General features: G+C 71.4%; 21 protein-coding genes. 12 read left to right on the forward strand and 9 right to left on the reverse strand.

Annotated features, from left to right (window positions below):
* Nucleotides 1–62 precede the first annotated feature (62 nt).
* From ABD371_RS30850 to ABD371_RS30895, 10 genes are all read left to right on the forward strand, one after another.
* A complete protein-coding gene (locus ABD371_RS30850) occupies nt 63–983 on the forward strand; it encodes a Rossmann-like and DUF2520 domain-containing protein (protein WP_344484212.1) in 921 nt (306 codons plus the stop codon).
* A 127-nt stretch (nt 984–1,110) separates the two neighbouring features.
* Entirely contained in the window at nt 1,111–2,130 is a 1,020-nt protein-coding gene (panC, locus tag ABD371_RS30855) for a pantoate--beta-alanine ligase (protein ID WP_344484215.1), read from the forward strand.
* The gene (locus ABD371_RS30860) at nt 2,127–3,851 is read left to right on the forward strand and encodes an L-aspartate oxidase (protein ID WP_344484218.1); all 1,725 of its coding nucleotides are present in this window, start codon (nt 2,127–2,129) and stop codon (nt 3,849–3,851) included. Before panC ends, ABD371_RS30860 begins: the two co-directional genes overlap by 4 nt.
* The gene (gene nadC / locus ABD371_RS30865) at nt 3,848–4,885 is read left to right on the forward strand and encodes a carboxylating nicotinate-nucleotide diphosphorylase (protein ID WP_344484221.1); all 1,038 of its coding nucleotides are present in this window, start codon (nt 3,848–3,850) and stop codon (nt 4,883–4,885) included. Before ABD371_RS30860 ends, nadC begins: the two co-directional genes overlap by 4 nt.
* A complete protein-coding gene (locus ABD371_RS30870; protein ID WP_344484224.1) occupies nt 4,885–5,685 on the forward strand; it encodes a type III pantothenate kinase in 801 nt (266 codons plus the stop codon). The genes nadC and ABD371_RS30870 overlap by 1 nt, the downstream gene beginning before the upstream one ends.
* 240 nt (nt 5,686–5,925) lie before the next feature.
* Nucleotides 5,926–6,528: a hypothetical protein gene (locus tag ABD371_RS30875; protein ID WP_344484227.1), complete on the forward strand. Its 603-nt coding sequence runs from the start codon at nt 5,926–5,928 to the stop codon at nt 6,526–6,528.
* A gap of 14 nt (nt 6,529–6,542) precedes the next feature.
* Complete coding sequence (locus tag ABD371_RS30880) at nt 6,543–6,716, forward strand: hypothetical protein (protein ID WP_344484230.1); 174 nt, start codon at nt 6,543–6,545, stop codon at nt 6,714–6,716.
* A gap of 151 nt (nt 6,717–6,867) precedes the next feature.
* Nucleotides 6,868–7,332, forward strand: a complete 465-nt coding sequence (locus ABD371_RS30885) for a BlaI/MecI/CopY family transcriptional regulator (RefSeq protein ID WP_381735419.1) — start codon at nt 6,868–6,870, stop codon at nt 7,330–7,332.
* A 9-nt stretch (nt 7,333–7,341) separates the two neighbouring features.
* On the forward strand, nt 7,342–7,863 hold the full coding sequence (locus tag ABD371_RS30890) for an amino-acid N-acetyltransferase (protein WP_344484236.1): 522 nt from the start codon (nt 7,342–7,344) through the stop codon (nt 7,861–7,863).
* 153 nt (nt 7,864–8,016) lie between these two features.
* Nucleotides 8,017–8,352 (forward strand): histone-like nucleoid-structuring protein Lsr2, encoded by a 336-nt coding sequence (locus ABD371_RS30895; protein WP_190120761.1) that lies wholly within the window; start codon nt 8,017–8,019, stop codon nt 8,350–8,352.
* 20 nt (nt 8,353–8,372) lie between these two features.
* Here the strand turns inward: ABD371_RS30895 and ABD371_RS30900 are convergent, their stop codons facing one another.
* The gene (locus ABD371_RS30900; RefSeq protein ID WP_344484243.1) at nt 8,373–9,017 is read right to left on the reverse strand and encodes an SCO3374 family protein; all 645 of its coding nucleotides are present in this window, start codon (nt 9,015–9,017) and stop codon (nt 8,373–8,375) included.
* A gap of 432 nt (nt 9,018–9,449) precedes the next feature.
* On the opposite strand from ABD371_RS30900, the gene ABD371_RS30905 reads away from it, so the two are divergent.
* Entirely contained in the window at nt 9,450–11,978 is a 2,529-nt protein-coding gene (locus ABD371_RS30905; protein WP_190120760.1) for an ATP-dependent Clp protease ATP-binding subunit, read from the forward strand.
* Between the two features lie 91 nt (nt 11,979–12,069).
* Here ABD371_RS30905 and ABD371_RS30910 read toward each other — a convergent pair whose 3' ends face one another.
* From ABD371_RS30910 to ABD371_RS30925, 4 genes are read right to left on the reverse strand one after another with little or no spacing between them, the layout of a single operon-like run.
* The gene (locus tag ABD371_RS30910) at nt 12,070–15,030 is read right to left on the reverse strand and encodes an NACHT domain-containing protein (RefSeq protein ID WP_344484248.1); all 2,961 of its coding nucleotides are present in this window, start codon (nt 15,028–15,030) and stop codon (nt 12,070–12,072) included.
* Entirely contained in the window at nt 15,027–15,407 is a 381-nt protein-coding gene (locus ABD371_RS30915; RefSeq protein ID WP_344484251.1) for a trypco2 family protein, read from the reverse strand. The genes ABD371_RS30910 and ABD371_RS30915 overlap by 4 nt, the downstream gene beginning before the upstream one ends.
* 42 nt (nt 15,408–15,449) lie before the next feature.
* Entirely contained in the window at nt 15,450–17,081 is a 1,632-nt protein-coding gene (gene dacB / locus ABD371_RS30920) for a D-alanyl-D-alanine carboxypeptidase/D-alanyl-D-alanine endopeptidase (RefSeq protein WP_344484254.1), read from the reverse strand.
* A 55-nt stretch (nt 17,082–17,136) separates the two neighbouring features.
* On the reverse strand, nt 17,137–20,361 hold the full coding sequence (locus ABD371_RS30925; RefSeq protein WP_344484257.1) for an NACHT domain-containing protein: 3,225 nt from the start codon (nt 20,359–20,361) through the stop codon (nt 17,137–17,139).
* A gap of 486 nt (nt 20,362–20,847) precedes the next feature.
* Here ABD371_RS30925 and ABD371_RS30930 point away from each other — a divergent pair, with 486 nt between their 5' ends.
* On the forward strand, nt 20,848–21,522 hold the full coding sequence (locus ABD371_RS30930) for a M23 family metallopeptidase (protein WP_344484260.1): 675 nt from the start codon (nt 20,848–20,850) through the stop codon (nt 21,520–21,522).
* A gap of 96 nt (nt 21,523–21,618) precedes the next feature.
* On the opposite strand, the gene cseC is transcribed toward ABD371_RS30930, so the two are convergent.
* From cseC to ABD371_RS30950, 4 genes are read right to left on the reverse strand one after another with little or no spacing between them, the layout of a single operon-like run.
* Nucleotides 21,619–22,968 carry a two-component system sensor histidine kinase CseC gene (gene cseC, locus ABD371_RS30935; RefSeq protein WP_344484263.1) on the reverse strand — a complete coding sequence of 450 codons (1,350 nt, stop codon included), beginning with the start codon at nt 22,966–22,968 and terminating at the stop codon, nt 21,619–21,621.
* Between the two features lie 46 nt (nt 22,969–23,014).
* Nucleotides 23,015–23,710, reverse strand: coding sequence for a two-component system response regulator CseB (gene cseB / locus ABD371_RS30940; protein ID WP_190120754.1), 696 nt, complete (start codon nt 23,708–23,710; stop codon nt 23,015–23,017).
* Between the two features lie 11 nt (nt 23,711–23,721).
* Complete coding sequence (locus ABD371_RS30945; protein ID WP_344484267.1) at nt 23,722–24,522, reverse strand: hypothetical protein; 801 nt, start codon at nt 24,520–24,522, stop codon at nt 23,722–23,724.
* Nucleotides 24,510–25,118, reverse strand: a complete 609-nt coding sequence (locus ABD371_RS30950) for a SigE family RNA polymerase sigma factor (RefSeq protein WP_190120753.1) — start codon at nt 25,116–25,118, stop codon at nt 24,510–24,512. Before ABD371_RS30950 ends, ABD371_RS30945 begins: the two co-directional genes overlap by 13 nt.
* Nucleotides 25,119–25,291: the final 173 nt, after the last annotated feature.

The raw sequence follows: 25,291 nt of genomic DNA on the forward strand, positions 1-25,291 counted from the left end.
CTGGCGTAGCATGACGGGCACATCGTCCGGTACCCGCCGCGGACTGGAACGGAAGGCACCGCGTGAGCTTCACATCACCACAAGAACCGCTCGACCCGCGGGACCGCCCCGCCCGGCTGACGGTCGGCGTCGTCGGCGCGGGCCGCGTCGGCCCCGCGCTCGCCGCCGCGCTCCAGCTCGCCGGACACCGGCCCGTCGCGGTCTCCGGAGTCTCCGAGGCCTCCCGCCGCCGGGCGGCCGAGCTGCTCCCCGGCGTCCCCGTCGTCCCGCCCGCCGAGGTGCTCGCCCACGCCGACCTGGTGCTGCTCACCGTCCCCGACGACGCGCTGCCCGCCCTGGTCGAGGGGCTCGTCGACACCGGTGCGGTCCGCCCCGGCCAGCTGCTGGCGCACACCTCCGGACGGTACGGGGTCCAGGTGCTGGCCCCCGCGATGCGCGCGGGCGCGCTGCCCCTCGCGCTCCACCCCGCGATGACCTTCACCGGCACCGCCGTCGACGTCCAGCGGCTCGCCGGCTGCTCCTTCGGCGTGACCGCGCCCGAAGAGCTGCGGCTGGCCGCCGAGGCCCTCGTCATCGAGATGGGCGGCGAGCCCGAGTGGATCGAGGAGAAGTCCCGCCCGCTCTACCACGCGGCCCTCGCCCTCGGCGCGAACCACCTGGTCACGCTGGTGGCCCAGTCGATGGAGCTGCTGCGCACCGCCGGGGTCGCCGCCCCGGACCGTATGCTCGGCCCCCTCCTCGGCGCGGCCCTGGACAACGCCCTGCGCTCCGGCGACGCCGCCCTCACCGGGCCCGTCGCCCGGGGCGACGCGGGCACCGTCGCCGCGCACGTCGCCGAATTGCGCAAGCACGCCCCCGGCACCGTCGCCGGATATCTCGCGATGGCCCGCACCACCGCCGACCGGGCACTCGCCCACGGACTGCTCAAGCCGGAGCTGGCCGAGGACCTCCTCGGCGTACTGGCGGAGGACGACCGATCATGACCGCCGTCAGCCGTTACGGCGGGGCACGGCCCCCCGCGTCCGCCGAGAGCCCTCCCGCTGGGGCACACCGCCCCGCCGCCCTCACCACTGCCAGCCGCTGCGCCTGTTCCGCGGAGGACGACCGATCATGACCGTGACCAGCCGCGACTTCGCCCTCGTCGCCGCGCCGGACCAACTGGCGGAGCTTCTCGCCCGCCGCGCGGCCCCCGGCCGCACCGCCGTGGTGATGACCATGGGCGCACTCCACCAGGGCCATGCCGCCCTGATCCGCGCCGCCCGCGAGCGCGTCGGCGAAGACGGCTTCGTCACCGTCACCGTCTTCGTCAACCCGCTCCAGTTCGGCGCGGGAGAAGACCTCGACCGCTACCCCCGCACCCTCGACGCCGATCTCGGCATCGCGCGCGAGGCGGGCGCGGACACCGTCTTCGCGCCCACCGCCGCCACGGTCTACCCCGGCGGAGAGCCCCAGGTCCGGATCACCGCGGGCCCCATGGGCGGGCTGCTGGAGGGGGCCAGCCGCCCCGGCCACTTCGACGGCATGCTCACCGTCGTCGCCAAGCTGCTCCATCTCACCCGCCCCGACCTGGCCCTCTTCGGCCAGAAGGACGCCCAGCAGCTCGCCCTGATCCGGCGCATGGTCCATGACCTCGACTTCCCCGTGGAGATCGTCGGCGTCGAGACGGTCCGCGAGGACGACGGCCTCGCCCGCTCCAGCCGCAACCGCTATCTCTCCCCCGCCGAGCGGGAGACCGCGCTCGCGCTCTCCCGCGCCCTGTTCGCCGCGCGGGACCGGCTCGCCGCCCAGCAGGCGCTGCTCGCCCGCGCCGAAGCCGTCCCCGGCGCCCCCTCCCGCGCCGCCGCCCTCCTCGACCTGGGCGAGGCGCGCGCCGCGGCCGACGCCGCCGCCGTGGCCCAGGCCGCCCCCGGCGGGGCCGACGCGGCCCGCGCCGCCGCCCGCGCCGTGCTGGACGAGGCCGCCCGCGCCACCCCGCCGCTCACCCTCGACTACCTGGCCCTGATCGACCCGGCCACCTTCACCGAGATCCCCGACGACCACCGGGGGGACGCGCTCCTCGCCGTCGCCGCGAGGGTCGGCGCGACCCGGCTGATCGACAACATCCCCCTCAGGTTCGGAGCAGGCTCGTGACCACCCACCCCGCGAAGGGCACGGGCATACGGCTGGACGCCCCCGCCCCCGGCTGGGCCATCACCGCCGACGTCGTCGTGGTCGGCTCCGGGGTCGCCGGGCTCACCACCGCGCTGCGCTGCGCCGCCGCCGGCCTCACCACCGTCGTCGTCACCAAGGCCCGCCTCGACGACGGCTCCACCCGCTGGGCCCAGGGCGGCATCGCCGCCGCGCTCGGCGAGGGCGACACCCCCGAGCAGCATCTGGACGACACCCTCGTCGCGGGCGCGGGCCTCTGCGACGAGGAAGCCGTGCGCGCCCTGGTCACCGAGGGCCCCGGCGCGGTCCGCCGGCTCATCGCCACCGGCGCGCGCTTCGACACAGCGGCCGGCGGCGACATAGCGCTCACCAGGGAGGGCGGCCACCACCGCCGCCGCATAGCGCACGCCGGCGGCGACGCGACCGGCGCGGAGATCTCCCGCGCCCTCGTCGACGCCGTACGCGACGCCGGACTCCGCACCGTCGAGAACGCGCTGGTCCTGGACCTGCTCACCGACGCCGACGGCCGCACCGCCGGAGTCAGCCTGCATGTCATGGGCGAAGGCCGCCACGACGGCGTCGGAGCGGTCCACGCCCCCGCCGTCGTCCTCGCCACCGGCGGCATGGGACAGATCTTCTCCGCCACCACCAACCCCGCCGTCTCCACCGGCGACGGCGTCGCGCTCGCCCTGCGCGCCGGAGCGGAGGTCTCGGACCTCGAATTCGTCCAGTTCCACCCCACCGTGCTCTTCCTCGGTACGGAGTCCGAGGGCCAGCAGCCGCTGGTCTCGGAGGCGGTACGCGGCGAGGGCGCCCATCTGGTGGACGCCTCGGGCGACCGCTTCATGCTCGGACAGCACGAACTCGCCGAACTCGCCCCCCGCGACATCGTCGCCAAGGCCATCATGCGGCGCATGCGCGAGCAGGGCGCCGACCACATGTATCTGGACGCCCGCCACTTCGGCGCCGAGATGTGGGAGCGCCGCTTCCCCACCATCCTGGCCGCCTGCCGCGCCCACGGCATCGACCCGGTCACCGAGCCGGTGCCCGTCTCCCCGGCCGCCCACTACGCCTCCGGCGGCGTCCGCACCGATCTGCACGGCCGCACCACCGTCCCCGGCCTGTGGGCCTGCGGCGAAGTCGCCTGCACCGGAGTCCACGGAGCCAACCGGCTCGCGTCCAACTCCCTCCTCGAAGGCCTGGTCTTCGCCGAGCGCATCGCCGACGACATCGCCGAGCGCATCGCCGCGCACGGCCTCGCCCCGGCCGCCGCGCCCGTCACCGGCGACCTCCCGCCGCTGCCCCTGATCGCCCCCGAGGCCCGCGCCGACATCCAGCGGATCATGTCCCACGGCGCGGGCGTACTGCGCTCGGCCGACAGCCTCCGGCAGGCCGCGCACGCGCTGGAGGCCGTCCACCGCGCCGCCGCCGCCGACGGCGACGGCCGCGCCAAGGCAGGTCTGCCCGGCGTGGACTCCTGGGAGACCACCAATCTGCTCTCCGTCGCCCAGGTGCTGACCGCCGCCGCGCTGGAGCGCGAGGAGACCCGCGGCTGCCACTGGCGCGAGGACCACCCCGACCGGGACGACGCCGCCTTCCACCGCCATCTGGTGGTACGCGCCGCACCCGACCGCACGCTCGTCGTCACCCGCACCGACGGCACCGCATTCCCACCCACCGCCCCGAGGGAGCACCAGCCGTGAGCACGCCCGAAGCCGAGAAAGGTCCGCTGCCCGTGGACGTACCGCTGATCCAGAGCGGCTGCGGGGACTCCTGCGGCTGCGGCCAGGACGCCGGCGGCGACGGCGACGACCTCTACGAGTGCGGCCTCGACCCCGCGCTCGCCGCGCTGCTCGCCGAGGCCGGGCTCGACCCCGTACTGATCGAGGACGTCGCCCATCTCGCGCTCAGCGAGGACCTCGACGGCGGCACCGACGTCACCAGCGAGGCCACCGTGCCCGAGGACGCGATCGCCACCGGCGACTTCACCGCCCGCGAGGCGGGCGTCGTCGCCGGGATCCAGATCGCCGAGGCGATCCTCTCCGTCGTCGCCACCAGCGAGTTCGAGGTCGAGCGCCATGTCAGGGACGGCGACCGGGTCGAGGCCGGCCAGAAGCTGCTCTCCGTCACCACCGGCACCCGCGAACTGCTGACCGGCGAGCGCAGCGCGCTCAACATCATGTGCCGCCTCTCGGGCATCGCGACGGCGACCCGCGCCTGGGCGGACGCCCTGGAGGGCACGAAGGCCAGGGTCCGCGACACCCGTAAGACGACGCCGGGGCTGCGCGCCCTGGAGAAGTACGCGGTCCGCTGCGGCGGCGGGGTCAACCACCGGATGTCGCTCTCGGACGCGGCCCTGGTGAAGGACAATCACGTGATCGCGGCGGGCGGGGTCGCACCGGCCTTCAAGGCGGTCCGCGCGGCCTTCCCCGAGCTGCCCATCGAGGTCGAGGTCGACACCCTGCACCAGGTCCGCGAGGTGCTGGACGCGGGCGCCGACCTCATCCTGCTGGACAACTTCAGCCCGGCCGAGACAGAGGAGGCCGTCGCCCTCGTCGCCGGGCGGGCCGTCCTCGAATCCTCCGGCCGGCTCACCCTCGCCAACGCCCGCGCCTACGCCGACACGGGCGTCGACTACCTCGCGGTGGGGGCGCTGACGCACTCCTCCCCGATCCTGGACATCGGCCTCGACCTGCGCGAGCCGTCCCGCTCCGAGCCCGGAGAGGCGGATGCCTGATGCTGCTCACCATCGACGTCGGCAACACCCACACGGTCCTCGGGCTCTTCGACTCCGAAGAGATCGTCGAGCACTGGCGCATCTCCACCGACGCCCGCCGCACGGCGGATGAGCTGGCCGTCCTCCTCCAGGGCCTGATGGGCATGCACCCGCTGCTCGGGATGGAGCTGGGCGACGGCATCGAGGGGATCGCGATCTGCTCCACCGTCCCCTCGGTGCTGCACGAGTTCCGCGAGGTCACCCGCCGCTACTACGGCGACGTCCCGGCCGTCCTCGTCGAGCCCGGCATCAAGACCGGGGTGCCGATCCTCATGGACAACCCCAAGGAGGTCGGCGCGGACCGCATCATCAACGCGGTCGCCGCGGTCGAGCTGTACGGGGGGCCCGCGATCGTCGTGGACTTCGGTACGGCGACCACCTTCGACGCGGTGAGCACCGCGGGCGCGTACACCGGCGGGGTGATCGCCCCGGGCATCGAGATCTCCGTCGAGGCGCTCGGCGTGAAGGGGGCCCAGCTCCGCAAGATCGAGCTGGCCCGGCCGCGCAGCGTGATCGGCAAGAACACCGTCGAGGCCATGCAGTCCGGCATCGTCTACGGCTTCGCCGGCCAGGTCGACGGAGTCGTCCGCCGCATGAAGAAGGAACTGGCCCCGGACAACGCCGAGGACGTCACCGTCATCGCCACCGGCGGCCTCGCCCCCATGGTCCTCGGCGAATCCTCCGAGATCGACGAGCACGAGCCCTGGCTCACCCTCATCGGCCTCCGCCTCGTCTACGAACGCAACATCGCCCGCATGTAGCCCGAAGCCCCCGGCCCCGGCCATGCCCCGGGGATCCCTCACACGCGGACACGCGGCACCCCCGGGCCCCGCCCCAACCCGGGCAGGGCCGCGGGCCCCCGGGCCCGCGCCGGGCCGCCCGGGGGCGGTGAATCCCGCATCCGGCGCGCACGGCGCGCCCACTCACTGGCATTAAGTCGATTTTGTCCCACCCGCACGTATCGTCGCCCCATGCCCACGCCATACGGATCCCGCGGCGGCATGGCCCTCAGCGCAGACGAGCTGCGTGTGCTCCGACGCGCCCTCTCCGTCGCCCTCCACCCCACCACCCTGCCCGACGAGGACATCCAGGACTGTCTCCGCCTCGCCGACTCCCTCGACGAGGCCGCCCACGAGGCCCGCAGGCTGCGTGCCTTCCTCCTCGCCGACCTCACCCGCTACCGCCAGGCGCTGCCCGGCTCCGCCGCCGGCTATCTGGAGCTGCTCCAGGACGCCCTGGCGGCCGGCTACGACCCGGTCGTCGACGACCTCGCCGCGCTGCGCGCGCTGCGCGGCAACCCGGTCGCCGCCGTCCTCCTGGACCGCTGTCAGGAACTCGCCGAGCGGTCGGTGCGCGCCCGGCTCGCCCGGCGCTCCTTCCCCGCCGCGCCCGCCCCGCGCGCCCGGCTCCTCGCGCTCCCCGGCGGCCGGGCCGCCGACGAACCGGCTCCGAAGCCGGGGACCAGACCCCAGCCGGCCCCCGAGCCGGCGAAGCCCCAGCCCAAGGCCCCCGCGCCCGGCGAGCGGCCGGTGCCCAAGCCGTCGGAGGTCTTCCCGCCACGCCGCCGCCCAGTGCCCCCACCCGAGCAGCGGGCCGCGGGCTAGTTACTCTGGGAGCCATGGACTATGTATCCGCGCTCCTCCCGCCCGTCGTGATGGCTACGCTCTTCACCGCCCTGATCGTGACGATCGTCAAGAGCCAGGGGGGCCCGAACAAGTCCAAGGAGGACGCGATCGTGGACGCCACGCTCGCCCGCGCCAACTCGCCGCACCGGCCCGACAGCAGCGAGTGACCCGGGCGCGTTCCCGGCGCGCGAATGGACGTACGGCAGACCCTCGGGGTCGACCGTACGTCCTTTTTGTTACGTCATTACCGAGAATTCGTGATTCTCCCACTATGGTGGCAATGTGCCCCGCCAATTGGGAGAGCTGGAAGACGCCGTCATGACACGGGTCTGGCAATGGAACCGGCCGGTCACCGTCCGGGAAGTCCTGGAAGACCTTCAGCAGGAACGGTCCATCGCCTACACGACCGTCATGACGGTAATGGACAATCTCCATCAGAAGGGCTGGGTCCGCAGGGAAGTCGAGGGCCGCGCCTATCGATATACGGCGGTCTCCACCCGCGCCGCCTACTCGGCCGCACTGATGAACGAGGCCTGGTCCCGGAGTGACAACCCCGCCGCCGCCCTCGTCGCCTTCTTCGGGATGATGTCGCCCGAGCAGCGCGAGTCACTGCAAGCGGCCGTCCGTATCGTTCAGGACGATGTCGTGAGCGACGCGCCACAAGACACGGCACAAGACACGGCACAAGACGACCGGCCGCTTCCGGACGATCGCGAACAGCGGGCCGGCGAGGAACTCCCGGCCGAGCGGCCCGCCGACGACGGGACATCCCCGGGGCGATAGCGTCACCGCATGCCTTATGCCGTGCCAAATGCCATCACCGTCCGCCGGGCCAGGACCAGCGATGTGGCCGCGGTCCGCCGGCTCGTCGATCCGTACGTGAGTGAAGGCATCCTCCTCGACAAAGCGCCGGTCACTCTTTACGAGGCCATCCAGGAGTTCTGGGTCGCGGAACGCGACGATGACGGTACGGTCGTCGGTTGCGGTGCTCTTCATGTGATGTGGGAAGACCTCGCGGAAGTCCGCACTCTCGCCGTCGACCCCGCCTTCAAGGGCCATGGCGTCGGCCATCAGGTCCTCGACAAGCTGTTGAGCACGGCGCGCCGGCTCGGGATCAGCCGGGTTTTCTGTCTCACCTTCGAAGTGGACTTCTTCGGCAAGCACGGCTTCGTGGAGATCGGCGAGACCCCGGTCGACACAGATGTCTACGCCGAGCTGCTGCGTTCCTATGACGAGGGTGTCGCCGAGTTCCTCGGCCTCGAACGCGTGAAGCCGAACACCTTGGGCAACAGCCGGATGCTTCTGCACCTGTGATCACCACTTGAGAGCCAACCCGGCCGATCCCTATGTCCGAATCGCGCACGTTTCCCGTGTTCTCGCGCTTCTGAACCTCTCCCAAGGGTTTGTGTTTTTCCGTGAAAAGCGGTTTCCTTTCCGCGTACTGCATTTTCGATGAAAGGAAATCCGGTGGCACAGAAGGTTCAGGTCCTTCTTGTCGATGACCTCGACGGTGGCGAGGCGGACGAGACAGTGACGTTCGCGTTGGACGGCAAGACCTACGAGATCGACCTCACGACCTCCAATGCGGACAAGCTCCGTGGTCTCCTTGAGCCGTACGCGAAGAGCGGCCGGCGCACGGGTGGCCGTGCGGCTTCCGGACGCGGCAAGGGCCGCGCGGCGGCGAGCGGCAACAAGGACACCGCGGAAATCCGCGCGTGGGCCAAGGCGAACGGCTACGAGGTCAACGACCGCGGCCGCGTCCCCGCCACGGTTCGCGAGGCGTACGAGAAGGCGAACGGCTGAGCAGCGGCTTCAGCCCACTCTTAATCGGCCGAGTATTCATACGCTGCGTATTCGTGCGTGTTCGCACGCGCATGCGATTGCGCGTGTGTCCGCGCATTCGCCCGCAGCAACCGGGCCCGGTGGCACTCGGTCGCCACCGTGTCCAGGAGCCGTACGAGATCGGGGCAGCCGCCCCGGCCCGCTCCCGTACCGCGCCCGAACGGGGTGAGGGCCGGAAGAGTGGGCTCCACCTCGCGCCCCGGCACGGGGGGCCGCAGCCAGACGGCGGCCTCCCGGGAGCCGGCCCGGCCCGGAGGTGGCGGGGCGGGCATCACGCCGCCCGCGCCGAGGGCGGTCAGATCGAGTGCGATCCCGCCCCATTCGAGCCACTCCAGCAGCCCCGGCAGCTCCTCCGCGCCGCCGGCGGCCACCAGAAGCCGCATCCGCCCCCCGGCGAGCGCCACGGGCCCCGTGACGGCGATCCGGCGCAGCACGGCGGCACCGGCGTCCGCCGGCAGCTCCAGCACGTCGAAACGGAGCCCGGTGAGCAGCCCGGCCGGCGGGCCGCCGCCCACCGCCCAGCCGAGGGCGTTCTCGTACCACCGGGCCCAGGGCGCGCCGGCTCCGGAGGCGGGCGGACGCGGGGGCGGGACGGCCGGGGGGCCGCCCCGGGGAGTCGATGCCATACCCCCGGGAACTCCCGCGCGGCGCCGGGAGTTACGGAGGGTGCGGGAACGGTCCCGCACGGTCGCGGATCCGGGGGCGTTCGGACGCGACCGGGGGCGCAATGTTGTTCGCCCGTAGCGGAGGGGAGGGGGGTGCGCCGCATGGACTGTCAGTGCTTGCGGGTAAGACATCCCTAGTGGGGAGGGGCGACACGCTCGCAGGGCGGCCTTACGTTCGCCATCGGCGTATTCGCGGCGAGGGTAACTGCCTGGCCTGCGGGAACATCGTCTCGCACCATCGGGTTGGAGCAGTTGTCGGCGTTCAGGGGTCAGGAGGCCACGGACGGGTGTCGGCAGTTGGAATGAGCGGTCCCCGCTTGCGGGACTAAGCTGCGGAAGGACAGGGAGGGGACCGACCCCTTACTGCCTGACCGCTCTGAGGAGCGATTAACGATGTTCGAGAGGTTCACCGACCGCGCGCGGCGGGTTGTCGTCCTGGCTCAGGAAGAAGCCCGGATGCTCAACCACAACTACATCGGCACCGAGCACATCCTCCTGGGCCTGATCCACGAGGGTGAGGGTGTCGCCGCTAAGGCCCTGGAGAGCCTCGGGATTTCGCTCGAGGCGGTCCGCCAGCAGGTGGAGGAGATCATCGGTCAGGGCCAGCAGGCCCCGTCCGGGCACATCCCCTTCACCCCCCGTGCCAAGAAGGTCCTGGAGCTCTCGCTCCGCGAGGCCCTTCAGCTGGGCCACAACTACATCGGCACGGAGCACATCCTGCTCGGCCTGATCCGCGAGGGCGAGGGCGTCGCCGCCCAGGTCCTCGTGAAGCTGGGCGCCGACCTGAACCGAGTGCGGCAGCAGGTCATCCAGCTGCTCTCCGGTTACTCGGGAGGCAAGGAGGCCGCCACCGCAGGCGGTCCCGCCGAGGGCACGCCCTCGACCTCGCTCGTCCTGGACCAGTTCGGCCGCAATCTCACCCAGGCCGCCCGTGAGTCCAAGCTCGACCCGGTCATCGGGCGCGAGAAGGAGATCGAGCGGGTCATGCAGGTGCTGTCCCGCCGTACCAAGAACAACCCCGTGCTCATCGGCGAGCCCGGCGTCGGCAAGACGGCGGTCGTCGAGGGCCTGGCGCAGGCCATCGTCAAGGGCGAGGTGCCCGAGACCCTCAAGGACAAGCACCTCTACACCCTGGACCTCGGCGCGCTCGTCGCCGGCTCCCGGTACCGGGGTGACTTCGAGGAGCGCCTGAAGAAGGTCCTCAAGGAGATCCGCACCCGCGGCGACATCATCCTGTTCATCGACGAGCTGCACACGCTCGTCGGCGCGGGTGCCGCCGAGGGCGCGATCGACGCGGCCAGCATCCTGAAGCCGATGCTCGCCCGTGGTGAACTCCAGACCATCGGTGCCACCACGCTCGACGAGTACCGCAAGCACCTGGAGAAGGACGCGGCCCTTGAGCGCCGCTTCCAGCCCATCCAGGTCGCGGAGCCCTCGCTGCCGCACACCATCGAGATCCTCAAGGGTCTGCGCGACCGCTACGAGGCCCACCACCGTGTCTCCATCACGGACGAGGCCCTCGTTCAGGCCGCCACCCTGGCGGACCGGTACATCTCGGACCGCTTCCTCCCGGACAAGGCGATCGACCTGATCGACGAGGCCGGATCCCGGATGCGCATCCGCCGGATGACCGCGCCGCCGGACCTCCGCGAGTTCGACGAGAAGATCGCGGGCGTGCGACGCGACAAGGAGTCGGCCATCGACTCCCAGGACTTCGAGAAGGCGGCTTCTCTCCGCGACAAGGAGAAGCAGCTGCTCGCCGCGAAGGCCAAGCGCGAGAAGGAATGGAAGGCCGGCGACATGGACGTCGTCGCCGAGGTCGACGGCGAGCTGATCGCCGAAGTCCTGGCCACGGCCACCGGCATTCCGGTCTTCAAGCTCACCGAGGAGGAGTCCTCCCGGCTGCTGCGCATGGAAGACGAGCTGCACAAGCGCGTCATCGGCCAGAAGGACGCCATCAAGGCGCTCTCCCAGGCCATTCGCCGTACCCGTGCCGGCCTGAAGGACCCCAAGCGCCCCGGCGGCTCGTTCATCTTCGCCGGCCCGTCCGGCGTCGGTAAGACCGAGCTGTCCAAGACGCTCGCCGAATTCCTCTTCGGCGACGAGGACGCGCTGATCTCCCTCGACATGTCGGAGTTCAGCGAGAAGCACACGGTCTCGCGTCTCTTCGGCTCCCCGCCCGGATACGTGGGGTACGAGGAGGGCGGCCAGCTCACCGAGAAGGTGCGCCGCAAGCCGTTCTCCGTCGTCCTCTTCGACGAGGTCGAGAAGGCCCACCCCGATATCTTCAATTCCCTTCTGCAGATCCTGGAGGACGGTCGCCTGACCGACTCCCAGGGCCGCGTCGTGGACTTCAAGAACACGGTCATCATCATGACGACCAACCTCGGGACCCGGGACATCTCCAAGGGCTTCAACCTGGGCTTCGCCGCCCAGGGCGACGTCAAGTCGAACTACGACCGGATGAAGGTCAAGGTCAACGAAGAGCTGAAGCAGCACTTCCGGCCCGAGTTCCTCAACCGTGTCGACGACACCGTCGTCTTCCACCAGCTCACCGAGGAAGACATCATCCAGATCGTCGACCTCATGGTCGCCAAGGTGGATGAGCGTCTGAAGGACCGCGACATGGGTCTGGAGCTCAGCTCCACGGCCAAGTCGCTGCTCGCCAAGAAGGGCTACGACCCCGTTCTGGGTGCCCGGCCGCTGCGCCGGACGATTCAGCGCGAGATCGAGGACATCCTCTCCGAGAAGATCCTCTTCGGTGAGCTGCGCCCCGGTCACATCGTGGTCGTGGACACCGAGGGCGAGGGTGAAGAGAAGAAGTTCACCTTCCGCGGCGAGGAGAAGTCGGCACTGCCCGACGTCCCGCCGATTGAGCAGGCGGCCGGCGGAGCCGGACCGAACCTCTCGAAGGAGGCGTAAGCCTCCCGGGCGGTAACAGCCTGAGAAGGGGCTGCCCCGGACGCGTACGGAGACGTACGGAGTCCGGGGCAGCCCCTTCTGGCGTAGCTGGTCAGGTTTTGAAGGTGAGACGGTTGCCCAGTTTCTGGCGGCCGAGCACTTTCCCCTTGGGGATTCCGGTGATCGCGATGCGCAGGTCGGGCAGGGAGTGCAGAGGAGCGAGGTTGAGCTTGCCGTCCGGGAGATGAGGGTGGGTCAGGATGAGCGCTCCCAGCTGGGGCAGCCCGGCGATCAGTTCCAGATCTTCCCTGGAGATCGGGATGCCGCCCACTGTCAGCGCTTTCAGCGCCCCGAACTCCGCGAGGCCGGCGAGGTCCTTCAACATGGTGCAGCTGATGATGCTCAATGTTTCCAGACTGCTGCCGCACGCGCCCAGCGCACTGAGATCGGTGAGCGTGTCATTGCTGACAAGAACCATGTGGTGAAGGGCCGCTCCCGTCAGCCCGGAGCGAAGCTCCGCAGAGGTGAAGTCACCGATGAGGCCGAGATGGCGGGCGTGTGGCACCAGAGGGAGCTGGTGCAACTGCTCCAGAGCGCTCACCATCACCACATTGCTGCTCAGATCCAGCGGGGCGAGGACGCTCTCGGCGTACTCCTTGGCCGGATACCTCTCCCAGTTCCGGGCCAGCACCGAGCGCAGACCTCCGGATCCGTCGTCGGCCTCCGCCAGCTTCCGCGCGTACGGCAGGGCCGCCGATCCGCCGATGAGAGCGAGCAGCTCCGCCAGCTGTTCCCGCTCGGGCGGATCCAGCTCCTTCATTTCCGGCAGCAGCGGCAGCACGGCGGTGTCGAGCCGAGCCAGGGACTGCCGCTCCTCCACGGTCCGGGGCGGCAGCACACTCCGGACGGCCGTCTGGACCTTCTGGTGCACGGCCGCGTCGAGCCAGGCCGCGTGCTGGGCGCAGAGCGCGGCGAGCACATAGAGGGCGGTGCGCTTGCCGCCCTGTCGCCGTGCCGTGGTGCCCGCCCGCAGCAGGCCGTTGACCAGGACCGGCAGCTCACGCCGTGAGCAGTGGCCGGCGGCCAACAGCAGTACGTCGTGCCACTGCTGCTCGGACGCGTGCCGCAGCAGCTCGTGGAGATCGTCGCCCTCGACGAACTCCTTGGCCGCCAGGAAGTCCTGGAAGGTGCGGTGGGTGAACTGGTAGACCCCGTCGGTCTGCTCCTGGAGCAGACCGCTGCGGTTGAGCAGATGGGAGAGTATCCGGCTGGCGTCCCCCTGGTCGCTGACCTGCGGCATCCCGGTCAGCGCCCGATTGAGCTGGCGCAGGGCGCTCTCCTCGGTGAACTCGGTCTGGCCGCCGCGCACCAGCCAGACCGCGATCCGCTGGAGGAGCTGCTGATGCTCCTCCACGCTCAGGGCGACGCCCTCGGGCCGGTCGACCTTGCGGCGCTTGTCGCGCTGGCCCAGGAGCATCTGGAGCGCCGAGCGGTACAGCTCCCAGCGGGTCTCGGGGAGGAAGCCCTCGCGCAGCCGGTGCAGGGCGCAGATGACCGCGCAGAGCAGCGGGGTGCGGGCGAGCTCCCGCAGCGCCGGGGTGTTCGCGAACTGCTGGGTCAGATCCCGTTCCAGCTCGTGCAGCGCGTCATGGCCGTCGTCGTCGAGCCGGGCCGCCGCGTGCCAGGCGGCGGTGAAGGCCGTGATGTCCGCGTCGCGCATCGGCAGCAGGCTCAGTTCCTCGAACCCCTCCGACTCCAGCCAGTCGGGTGCGACCGCCAGCGGCCGTACGGTCGCCACGCACCGGGTCCGGGGATAGCGGCTCAGCAGCGCCGAGAGCCAGCGGTGGGCCTCCTCCCGGTCGTCGTGCGGCACCTCGTCCAGCCCGTCGACCAGCAGCAGCCCCCGCCCGGCGGACAGCACCCGGCCCGCCCAGCCGTCCGGCGGCTCGTCGATCACCAGCCGGGAGACGCCGGAGAGCGCGCCCGGGGAGGGCAGGGCCTGGCCCTGGGCGCGCAGGGTGCGCAGCGGTACGACGAAGGGGACCAGGCCGTTCAGCTCGGCGAGCCGGGTGTCGAGGGTGCCGGAGGCGGCGTGGGCGGCCAGCCACCAGATCAGGGTGGTCTTGCCCGCGCCCGCGTCGCCGCGCAGCAGCACCCGGGGCCGGTCGGCGAGCAGCGCCTCGATGCGCTGCGGGGTGCCTCCGACCGGTTCCCGGAAGGGGGTCCGGGGGTCCGGCCGTGGTGTTCCGGGGCTGGCCTCCAGGCTGAGATAGGCCGTGTCCAGGTCCCATTCCGCGTCCCGCCGGGAGAGCTCGTCCAGGCCGAAGACCTTGGTCTTGCGGTACTCGGTGGCGAGGGCCTCCGCGTACTCCTCCTCGTACCGGGGATCGCCGGGGTGGGTGTGGGTGACGGGTTCCAGTCGCGGCAGCGAGTCGGAGGCGGCCTTGTTGCCGTCGAACCATTCGCGGAACGCGGGGTCGGAGACGATCTGGGAGATGGGCACGCACTCCGCCCGCAGCAGCCGGCGGTCGCGCGGGATCTCGCGGACGATGCCGAGCAGGGCCCCGTTCGCGTAGACGGGCGCGCCGGAGAGCCCGGCGAGCGCGGTGGTGCCGTCATCGCGTTCGGCGGCGGGCTCCCGGTCGAACTCGAACACCATCGTCCGGCGGATGAGCCCGGCGAGCGGCAGCACGGTCCCTCGGTACTGGTCGGCCTCCAGCCTCTGGCCGTCGTACCGCTGGATCTCGGGGAAGCCGACGATCTCGCACCCTGTGATCGGCTGGTCGGTGGTGACCTCGATCATCCGGATCAGCTGATTCGGCGTCGTGACGCCCGGATGCGGACTTTGGGCGCTCACCAGCAGCGCCGCGTCCAGCCGGGCGTCCGACCAGATGACCTGGAAGAGCACGGAGCCCCGGACACCGGGCACCGACACCCGGGCGGTGTGTCCAGGACCGATCACATGGGCGCAGGTCAGCACGGTGCGTGGCGTGAGGAGTACGCCGCTGCCCTGCCGCCCGCCGTGGACCACCACGGCCCTGCGGCCGACCGGGAGGACGGGCCCTGCGCTCACTGTGCTCCGGCGGCCGGGTACGGGCCGGGGCCGCCGAAGTCGCTCGTGTCGCCGGCGTCGTTATTGCCGACGAGCCAGGACCCGCCGGTCCGCGCGTCCTTCGGCTTGAGGGTGAGGGCGACGCGGTGGGTCCGGCCGCTGGTCCGGGCGGCTTCCGCGCCCGCGTCCACCACCCAGGCCTTCACCCGTGCGCCGCCCCTGGTCTCCTTGCGCAGCTCTACGGTGAACTCCATCTCGATGTCGCCCACCTCGAAGAGGACCGGGCGGCCGGTGGACCGGCCGGCCGCCTCGATGAGCTGGTCGCGTATCGACTCGATGGCGTCGGCGAGTTCGATGTCGGGGAGTTCGGCGTTCTCGCCGGAGGTGTCGTCGGTCATGGCCCGGACGGTACCCAAGGTCCGGTCCGGGCCGTGGCCCGTTCAGCAGATTTGTGGCTTCTGCCAGGAACATTCGCCGTCGGTGGCCGGTGTCGTGTCTGACGCGCCGTCCGAGGTGAGCGCCTTTCGGGGAGCGACGGTGGCGATGGAGCCCGCCGCCGTGTCCGACCGGGCGAGCGTGACCACGATCGCGTCCTCGACGCTCTTCACGGAGGACGTGAGGTAGTTGTTCAGGACGATCGAGTAGACGAGTTCCCGCCCGCCCGCGTCCTTGACGTACCCGGAGAGCGCCGAGGCCCCCGTCAGCGAGCCCGTCTTGGCACGGGTGTTGAGCGCGGCGGGAGTCCCGCACATCCGGGTCCGCAGGGTTCCCCCGGTGGCCCGGTCCGGCCCGCAGGCCACCGGCAGGGCGGCGTACCAGTCGGCGTACCAGGGCGCGGCGCGCACCGCGAGCAGCAGCCGGGCGAACTGCTCGGCGGGCACGACGTTCATCCGGCCCAGACCCGAGCCGTCGACCTGCCGCAGAGTGCCGGTGGCGAGCCCCTGCGCGCGCAGATGGTCACCGATGGCGGCGAGCCCCGCGCCCCAACTGCCGCGCCCGGCCTTCTCGTACCCGATCGTCTTGGTCAGCGCCTCGGCGTGCATGTTGTTCGACAGCTTCATGAAGGGAACCATCAGCTCGCGCAGCGGCATGGAGCTGTGCGAGGCGACCGGGCGCGCGTCGGCGGGGGTCGCGCCGCCGAGGAGCGCTTCGTCCTTCTTGACCCGTACGCCGTGCCGGTCGAGCGCGTCGGCGAAGACGGCCGCCGCGTAGCCGGTCGGCTCCCAGACGGTCACCCACTTCTTGGTCGCGCTCGCGCCTACGGGAACGTTTCCGCTGACGGTGATGGTGTTGGAGCCGTGCCGTCGATCGATGCCGAGGGTGCCGGGCTGTCCGGTCGCGACGGTGGCGGAGTCCGTCAGATCGACCTGTACGTAGTCGGTCCTCGGCGTCACGGTCACCTTCGGCCGGTCACCGGGCTTCGCGCCCGGGGCCACCTCCACGACCACCGTCCCGGAGTCGTAATCCGTGTCCGGCGCGACCGTCAGCGCCGAGGTCTGCGCCGAGTAGTACGAGGACTCGTCGTCCCCCGCCCAGCCCCGGCCCAGCCGCTGGGCGTCAAAACGCGTGTCGTCGGCGACGATCCGCCCCGAGACGCGCCGGATCCCGCTCGCCGCGACCTCGGCGGCGAGCGCGTCGTAGTCCTTGGGGAGGGTGGTCGGGTCGCCGCTGCCCCGCAGATGCAGATCACCGTCGAGCCGGGATCCGTTACGGGTGCCCGAGGCGAGCACATCGGTGGTGTACCGGTACTCCGGGCCGAGCAGCGCCATCGCCGCCGCCGACGTGAGCAGCTTCGTGTTCGACGCCGGCATCAACCGGTCGCCCCCCGCCCGCTGATACAGCCTCTCCCCGGTCACCGCGTCGGCGACCACGACCCCGGCCGCCCCGCCCTCCAGCCTGGGGTCGGCGAGGATCGTGTCGAGCGCCCCCTTCAGCCCGTTGTCGGAGGGGCCCGCTCCGGCGGGGGCGCTCCAGGTGAGGGTGAGGGCGGCGGTGAGGACGCAGGCGGCGGTGGTGAGGAGGGGGCGGCTGCGCGGTCGGCGGGGCCGGGGTGGGTTTTCTGCTCTGGTCATGCCAAGGAGCATCCCTGATGGGGAGGGATGGGAGAAGGGCGGTGGGTGGTGGACGTCATGGGGTGATGGTCAGGCGGCCGCCGAAGTGCTCGCCGCCGGTGATGTGGAGCTGGGTGTCGGGTATGTGACGGAGCCGGACGGACAGCTTCGGGAGTCGTTGGAGAGGGGTGAGGTCGATCGTGCACTCCGCGCTCTGCGCGATGGTCAAGTCAAGGTGTTCCAGGGAGGGGAAGACCCGTGAGAGCGCGGCGGTGTCAAAGGACTGGGCGGGGATTCCCGCGATCAGATCGGTGATGCTGGGAGCCTCGTCGGAGGCCTCGAAGTCCCATTCATCGACCGATGCCATTCGCAGCAACCAGAGGGCGGGGAGAGCTTTCAGGGAGTGCATCAATGTGGAGAGACGTACAACAGGGTCCAAGTGCAGCTCCTCGATCCCGGCCCAGCGAGACAGGGAGCCACCGTCGAACCCCTTTCTGCTCAGCACACGGAGACGGCGGGCGAGGGGAAGCCGGCCAGGCAGCGACAGGGTTTCCGGATGCAGCGTCAGCTGGTCGAAGGCCAGGTCGGCGAGTTCCTCCAGGGTCTTCACCCCATCGCAGCTCGTGAGGGCGAGTCTGCGGATGGTGGGGCGGGACCGCAGAAAGGCAAGGCCGGTCAGGCTCGGGTTGTTGTACACGGAGACGCTGATCAGTCCGGTGCGTGGCAGATGGGCGTCCAAGTCGTCCGATGAGTGATCACCGGAGAGCCCGATGTAGGAGAACGGGCCGAGATGGTGCAGCAGCCGCAGATCTTCAGCGGTGAAGACGTCGATATGGGCATCGGGCAGATCGGTGCGGGAGAGCACCTCACGGGCGTACCTCTCCGCCGGGAAGTGGTGCCACCCATCCACCAGAGCGCTCTGTACGTATTCGTCCGGCTGTCCCGTGAACTCCCGCAGCCTGTCGATGCCCGACGGATCACCCACCATCGTGATGGTCTCAATGACGCGTGCGTCGGTAAGGTCGTCCCCGGACGGGCCAGGCAGCAGGGGCAGCACATACGAACCCAGCTCGACCAGCTCCTCTGTCTCGCTCCAGTTCTGGGGCGGCATCAGCCCCCTGATCCTCCGCTCCACCTCCGCCCGCACCCCCTCCTCCAAGAACACCGCCGTCGCCGCGCAGTGCCCCGCCAGCAGATACGCGACCCGCCCATCGGCCCTCTGGTCCCCCGCCTCGATGAGTGCCTCCGCCAGCCTCCCCACCCGCTTGTCGAAGTGCCCCACCGACATCCGCACCACGTCCTGCCACCGCTCGTCCCCCGCGTTCTGCACCAGCTCCCGTACGCCGTCCGTCTCGGCGAACTCCTTGGCGGCCAGGTAGTCCTGGAACGTGCGGTGGATGAACTGCACGGCGTCCCCGGTGCGCTGCTGGAGCAGTCCGCTGCGGTTGAGCAGATGGGTGAGGATCTGCCGGCCGCTGCCCTGCTCGCGGACCTGGGGCATGGAGCGCGTCGCCAGGTCGATCTGGGTGATGGCTTCCTCGGGGGTGAGCTGGTTCTGTCCGCCGCGTACCAGCCAGACGGCGAGCTGCTGGAGCAGCAGTTTGTGTTCGTCGACGCTGATGGTGAGGCCTTCGGGGGCGTCGATGCCCCGGTCGCTGTCGCGTTTGCCGAGGAGCATGTCGAGGGTGGCGCGGTACAGCTCCCAGCGGCTGCGCGGGAGACGGCCCCGGCGCTTGCGGTGGAGGGCGCAGATGACGGCGCAGAGCAGCGGGGTGCGGGCGAGGTCGCGGAGGACGCGGTGGCTGGCGAACTCGTGGTGGAGGTCGCGTTCGAGCTGGTTCAGGAGTTCGGACTCGGCTTCGGCGCGGGCGAGGCCGAGGGCGGCGTACTCCAGGCGGGCGGCGCGGTGCCAGGCGGTGACGAAGGCGTTGATGTCGTCGTCGCTCATGGGGAGGAGGAGCAGGTCGGCGAAGCCTTCGCCGGTGAGCCAGTCGGACTCCACCGCGCCGGGGCGGACGGTGGCGAGGCAGCGGGTGCCGGCGTGGGTGCGCAGGAGCCGGCTGAGCCAGCGGCGGGCCTTGGGGCGGGCTGAGGGAGGGAGTTCGTCGAGGCCGTCGACGAGGAGGAGGGCGCGCCCGGAGTGGAGGACGCGTTCGGCCCAGCCGTCGGGGGCTTCGCCGATGGGGAGACCGGCGATGCGGGGGAGTTCGTCGGGTCCTGGGAAACGGCCGTCGGCCTGGGCCTGCACGCTGCGGAGGGGGACGACGAAGGGGACCAGGCCGTTGAGTTCGGCGAGTTGGTCGGGGAGGGTGCCGACGGCGGCGTGGGCGGCGAGCCACCACACCAGGGTGGTTTTGCCCGCGCCGGCCTCGCCGCGCACCAGGGTGCGGCGGCTGAGGCCGAGGAGTTCCTCCACCCGCCGGGGGCGGGGGCTGTGCGGCGGCGGGGCAGGCCTCGACTCGTGGGGGCCGAACCAGAGGGTGTCCTCGTCCCCCGCCAAGTCGGTGGCCTCCAGGCTGAGATAGGCGGTGTCGAGGTCCCAGGTGGACTCGCTCAGGCTCAGCTCGTCGATGCCGAAGATCTCCGTCTTGGCGTACTGGGCCTTGAGGGCTGCCGCGTACCGCTGCTCGAACGCGCCGTCGCGCGGGTCGAATCCGGCGAGGTTCTCCAGCGGCGGCAGGGTCAGGTCGGTCCCGGCGGCCAGCGCGGCCCGGATCGCCGCCACGGGTACGGCTTCGAGGTGCTGCTGCCCTTCCGCGCCCATCACACGGGCGACGACGCCCAGCAGGACGTCCCCGGCGAGGACGGGGGAGCCGGAGAGCCCGGCGAGCGGGCTCGCGCCGTTCGGTGACACCGCGCCGGGGGAGCGGTCGAGCCAGAAGGTGAGTGCGCCGTGGACACGGCCCGCGACGGGCAGCACGCTGCCCCGGTACTGGCCGAAGTCGAGCTTTCCGGGGCCGGTGGCCCTGGCGTACCGCTGATGGTCCGGGAAGCCGATCGTCTCGCAGCCGGGCAGGGCATCGTCCCTGGTCAGACGGGCCCAGCGGAGCCTGCCCAGGTCGTCCGCCGGGACGATGCCGTCCTCCGCGCGCAGCAGCGCGGCGTCCAGCCCCTCGGATGCGCCGTTCCAGAGCACCCGGCAGCGGATCCGGCGTCCCGTCCCCGGGTGCGCCACCTCGGCCGCAGGGTCGGCCGAGACCGTATGTGCGCAGGTCAGGACGTGTTTGGGGTCGATCAGCACCCCGGTTCCCTGCTGCCCCCCGAAGACCGCGACCACCCGCGACGACACCGTGAGCCCCATCTGTCCCAACCCCCTTCTCCCCGCCCCGAGATTAGTGGCCCAGGCCACTTTCCGGCCGGTGAATCAGTGACCCGGCCCACAGCCGTATCGGGCCGCCCGGTGACAAGGCACACAGGCCCATTCGGGCCTACTAGCCGGCATAGGGGCGTCGGCGGGACCCGGGGCCGGTCCGGGCGCGCGGCCCCGCTCGGGACTTTGGTCCCGTGGCCGGGGGAGCGGCGCGTACGAGGTCGGCACGCGGTGCCCCCCGGGGTCCGGCATGCGGATAAACCCCCTTTTGAAGATCGACTCCACTGCCCGGGGGCCCCGGTGGGCGATCTTGACCAATGGGTGTCAAGGGTCTGATTCCCGGTACTTCCGCTACGACCTAATGTCGTAGATGGGGTGTTTGAGGTGAAGTGGGGGTTTCGGTTACCAAGGGATGGCAGCAACGCAGCCCGGCGCACTTCCCGTGCCGGGTCCCTTATCGCCCGGAGGCTTTCCCGTATGCGTGTCACTTCTCGTCGTCCCCGCCTGTCCGCCCTCCGTACCCGTACCGCCGTCCTGGCTGCTGGTCTGGGAGCGTCGACGGTGCTCGGCGCAGGAGCCGCGTTCGCCGCAGAGACCGGTGTGCAGGCCGCGCCGGCCGCCGCGAGCACCTCCAGCACCTCCAGCGCCGTCGCCGCCCAGGCGAAGGCGCAGGCCGCCAAGGCCGCCGCAGTCACCGCCAAGCCCGTCGCGGCCCCGAAGGCGCTCTCCGCCTCCGGGTGGTCCAAGCCGGTCAGCCAGTACGTCGTGAGCGCGACCTACGGCAAGGGCGGCGCCATGTGGGCCAGCAACCACTCCGGCCAGGACTTCGCCGTCCCGACCGGCACCCCGGTCAAGTCCGTCGGCCCCGGCACCGTCGTGAAGGCCGGCCCGAACGGCGCCGGTGACGGTCCCGCGTACGGCAACGCCGTCGTCGTCAAGCACGACAACGACACCTACTCGCAGTACGCCCACCTCTCGCGGGTGGACGTGAAGATCGGCCAGCAGGTCAAGGGCGGCCAGCAGATCGCCCTCTCCGGCAACACCGGAAACTCCAGCGGCCCGCACCTGCACTTCGAGATCCGTACGACCCCGAACTACGGCAGCGCGATCAACCCCGTCACCCACCTGCGTTCCGAGGGCATCACCATCTGACCTCGCACGCGCGGTACCGACGCGGTACTGACACAGCGCAATGACAGCGGCCCCCGGTGCGTCTCGCACCGGGGGCCGCTGTCGTACGCCCGGGGCTCAGCCCTTGGCGCGCCCGCGTGCCGGCGATGCCGGCGATGACGGCGGCAGCGGAAAACTGCCGCCCGCCGTCGGGGCGTGCTCGGGGAGCCAGAGCACCGCGATCGCGCCCCCGGTCGCCTCCGAGGCCGGAACGCCCTTCGGAGCCGCGTTGCGGAAGGTGAGCCTGGCCCCCAGCACCCGGGCCTGGCCCGCCGCGATCGTCAGACCCAGGCCGTGCCCGGTGCCCGCGCGGTCGCTCGCCCCCGTACGGAAACGGCTCGGCCCCTCCCGCAGCAGCGCGTCCGGGAAACCGGGGCCGTGGTCGCGGATCCGCACCACCCGGCCCTCGACCGTGACCTCGACCGGCGGCTTGCCGTACTTCGCGGCGTTCGTCAGCAGATTCAGCAGGATCCGCTCCAGCCGCCGGGGGTCGGTGTTCACCCAGGACTCGTGCACCACCTGCACCGGCACATCGGGGTTGAGCGCCGCGATCCGCCGGGTGACGAACTCGCCGAGGGCTATCTCCTGAAGCTCGGCCCGCTCCGAGGCGCTGTCCAGCCGGGCCACCTCCAGCACGTCCTCCACCAGCGTCCGCATCGCCTGCGCCCGGTCCCGCACCAGCTCCGACGGCCGGCCCGGCGGCAGCAGCTCGGCGGCCGTGAGCAGCCCGGTCACCGGGGTGCGCAGCTCGTGCGCGATATCGGCGGTGACCCGGCGCTCGGCCTCGATGCGCGCGTTCAGCGCGTCGGTGAGCGCGTCGATGGCGCGGGCCAGATCGTCGGTCTCGTCGCGGACGACACCGCCGATCGCGTCCCGTACCCGCCCCGAGGTGTGGCCCTCGGCCACATTGGCGGCAGCCGCGGCCGCCTTGCGCAGCCTGCGCGAGAGCTGGCCGCCGATCAGCACGCCCAGCGCGCAGCCGCCCGCGACCACCGAGACCGAGCCGATGATCAGCGCCCGGTCCAGATTCCGCAGGATGACGGCGCTGCGCTCGGGAAAATCGCCGTGCAGCGAGAGCACATCGCCGTTGGCGCGCGGCACGGCGGCCCAGATCACCGGCGGCTCGTCGTCCCGGGTCTCCACATAGCTGCCGCGCCGCTTCTCGTCCATCAGCCGCCGCAGCTCTTTGGGCAGGTCGGGGTCGTTGACCTTGACGTTGAAGCCCTGATTCTTGCTCTTGGGGCCCTCGAAGCCGCGCTCGGCGGTCCGCACCCGTTCGAGCTGCACATCGCGCGCGTTGTCGAGCAGAGCACCCTGGGCGGCGTTGTGCACCACCAGACTCAGGGTCAGCGCGATGAGCGCGCCGACCGCCGCGATGGCGATGCTGATCTTCCAGCGGACTCCGGTGCGCAGCACCAGACGCTTCATACCGCGCTCCCGCGCGGTCCAGTGGGCCTCATACGCCTTCCGGCCCTCATGCCTTGAGCTTGTAGCCAAAGCCCCGGACCGTCTCGATCCGGTCCTGGCCGATCTTGGTGCGCAGCCGCTGGACATGGACGTCCACCACCCGCGTGTCACCGCCCCAGCCGTAGTCCCAGACCCGTTCGAGCAGCTTGTCGCGGGAGAGCACGGTGCCGGGCGAGGAGGAGAACTCCAGCAGCAGCCGCATCTCCGTGGGGGTGAGCCCCACCGGGTCGCCGGCCCTGCGCACCTCCATGCCCTCCGTGTCGACCTCCAGATCGCCGAAGGTCAGCAGCGCGCCCGGGCCCTGGTCCGCGGCGGCCCGGTCGCCGCCGCCCGCGTGGCCGAACCGCCGCAGCACCGCGCGGATCCGGGCGACCAGCACCGCGCCGTCGAAGGGCTTGGTCACATAGTCGTCCGCGCCCGCCTCCAGGCCGAGCACCACGTCGATGGAGTCGGCACGCGCCGACAGCATGATCACCGGTACGGTCGACTCGTCCCGGATGCGACGGCACAGACTCACCCCGTCGAGCCCCGGCACCATCACGTCGAGCAGCGCGATGTCGGGCCGGTTCGCCCGGAAGGACTCCAGGCCCAGCAGCCCGTCGGGCATGGCGGTCACCACGAAGCCGTGCCGTTCCAGCGCCAGCTGGGTCGCCTCGCGGATGACGTCGTCGTCCTCCACGAACAGCACATGGGTGTCGGCCATCGGTCGCTCTCTCAGTTCTCGTTCGGGGCGGAGGTCGGTTCGGGGACGACCAGTTCGTCCTCCCCGACCGTCCTGCTGAATTCGTTCCGCACCCAGTGCAGCTCGCTGAACCGGCCGCTCGCCCAGTGGTACGTCGTGACCACCTCGGCCGACGGCGAGGCCACCGGGTCGCGCTCGCTGTAGACCTGCTGGGTCACCACCAGATCGCCCCGGTCGATGGAGGCGTAGACGGCGGTCTTCTCGGACTTGAAGACATTCTTGTACGCCGAGCCGGCCGCCCGGTAGACATAGGTGCCGAGCCCGACCCCGTCGGCGCAGGTCATCACATTCACGACCACGTCAGGCGACTCTCCGCCGGTGATGTTCCCGTACGCGACGTCCACCGGGTAGGCGCTCCGGCCGCAGGGCTTGAGGTCGGCCTTGACCTGCTTGTCGACCTCCGGGTCGTTCTTGATCAGCTCGACCGGGTCGACGGCCGCGGTCTTCCCCGCCGGGGTGTCCGCCGCCGCGCCCGGGGAACTCGCCGCCGGGGTGCTCTTCGGGGCGGCCTGGGCGTGCGCCGAGCCCTCGTCCTGGACGCCGCTGCCGCTCGCCGAGCAGCCGACGGTGAACAGCCCGAGGACGGCGAGCGCGGCGAGCGCCGCGGCGCCCGCCGTCAGTCCTCCCGGATGCAGCCCCGGATGCCGTCCCGGATGTCCTCCGGGGTGGTCTCCCGTGCCGGGCCGCCCGTCGGCGGCGCGTCCGGGCCCGGTGCCCGCGATCTTCCTCGGGCCGCCCGTACGGCTGGTTCCCGGGCCTTTCAGGCCGCGCACCGCTCCTGCCCCCGCTCGTCGTCACAACGGTCGTCCCGCACCCCGCGGATCCGGCCGATCCCGTCCGGTCCGTCGATCTCGTCGCGCTCCAGCGCCCGCGCGTCCAGGTCCCGGCTCTCCAGCTCCTGACGCAGCCTGGCCAGTGCCCGGTGCAGCGTGCTCTTCACCGTACCCGCAGACATGCCCAGCGCGGCAGCGGTCTCCTCGGTGCTCATCTGCTCCCAGTGGCGCAGCACCACCACACTGCGCTGCTTGGGCGCGAGCACCTTCAGCACATCCATCAGCAGGGCGCGGTCGGCGCGCTGCTCGGTGCCGTCCTCGACACAGGCGTCGGGCAGCTGCTCGGTGGGCACCTCTTCGAGCTTGCGGGCCCGCCACCACTCCGTACGGGTATTGATCATCACCCGGCGGAGATAGGCGTCGGCGAGGGACTTGTCGGCGATGCCGTCCCAGCGGCCGTAGGTGCGGGCCAGCGCGGTCTGCAGCAGGTCCTGGGCGTCGATCGGGTCGGGCACGAGCCGCCGGGCGCTGCGCAGCAGAGCCTCCTGCCGGGTGCGTACGTACTCTTCAAAACCGAGCACCTCGCCGTGCGCCATTCCAACCGCCTCCGTCCCCGTGAACTGCACCGCGTTCCGTTACCTCAGAAGCTACGGAGCGGTTGTCACGGCGCTGTGCGGAGAAGCCGTCGGAGGGCGCACGGCCATCCATCGGTTGTGTAACAGCCAATGTTTCGGGGGTCGCGTGCCGGGGAACGCGCCGGGAGGCTCCC

This window comes from Streptomyces amakusaensis (assembly GCF_039532665.1).
GTDB classification, from domain to species: domain Bacteria; phylum Actinomycetota; class Actinomycetes; order Streptomycetales; family Streptomycetaceae; genus Streptomyces; species Streptomyces amakusaensis.

Coding starts and splice junctions, on each gene's coding strand:
- panC (WP_344484215.1), top strand. CDS start 1,111: ATGACCGTGACCAGCCGCGACTTCGCCCTCGTCGCCGCGCCGGACCAA.
- ABD371_RS30870 (WP_344484224.1), top strand. CDS start 4,885: ATGCTGCTCACCATCGACGTCGGCAACACCCACACGGTCCTCGGGCTC.
- ABD371_RS30875 (WP_344484227.1), top strand. CDS start 5,926: ATGGCCCTCAGCGCAGACGAGCTGCGTGTGCTCCGACGCGCCCTCTCC.
- ABD371_RS30880 (WP_344484230.1), top strand. CDS start 6,543: ATGGACTATGTATCCGCGCTCCTCCCGCCCGTCGTGATGGCTACGCTC.
- ABD371_RS30885 (WP_381735419.1), top strand. CDS start 6,868: ATGACACGGGTCTGGCAATGGAACCGGCCGGTCACCGTCCGGGAAGTC.
- ABD371_RS30890 (WP_344484236.1), top strand. CDS start 7,342: ATGCCTTATGCCGTGCCAAATGCCATCACCGTCCGCCGGGCCAGGACC.
- ABD371_RS30900 (WP_344484243.1), bottom strand. CDS start 9,017: ATGGCATCGACTCCCCGGGGCGGCCCCCCGGCCGTCCCGCCCCCGCGT.
- ABD371_RS30905 (WP_190120760.1), top strand. CDS start 9,450: ATGTTCGAGAGGTTCACCGACCGCGCGCGGCGGGTTGTCGTCCTGGCT.
- ABD371_RS30915 (WP_344484251.1), bottom strand. CDS start 15,407: ATGACCGACGACACCTCCGGCGAGAACGCCGAACTCCCCGACATCGAA.
- dacB (WP_344484254.1), bottom strand. CDS start 17,081: ATGACCAGAGCAGAAAACCCACCCCGGCCCCGCCGACCGCGCAGCCGC.
- ABD371_RS30925 (WP_344484257.1), bottom strand. CDS start 20,361: ATGGGGCTCACGGTGTCGTCGCGGGTGGTCGCGGTCTTCGGGGGGCAG.
- ABD371_RS30930 (WP_344484260.1), top strand. CDS start 20,848: ATGCGTGTCACTTCTCGTCGTCCCCGCCTGTCCGCCCTCCGTACCCGT.
- cseC (WP_344484263.1), bottom strand. CDS start 22,968: ATGAAGCGTCTGGTGCTGCGCACCGGAGTCCGCTGGAAGATCAGCATC.
- cseB (WP_190120754.1), bottom strand. CDS start 23,710: ATGGCCGACACCCATGTGCTGTTCGTGGAGGACGACGACGTCATCCGC.
- ABD371_RS30950 (WP_190120753.1), bottom strand. CDS start 25,118: ATGGCGCACGGCGAGGTGCTCGGTTTTGAAGAGTACGTACGCACCCGG.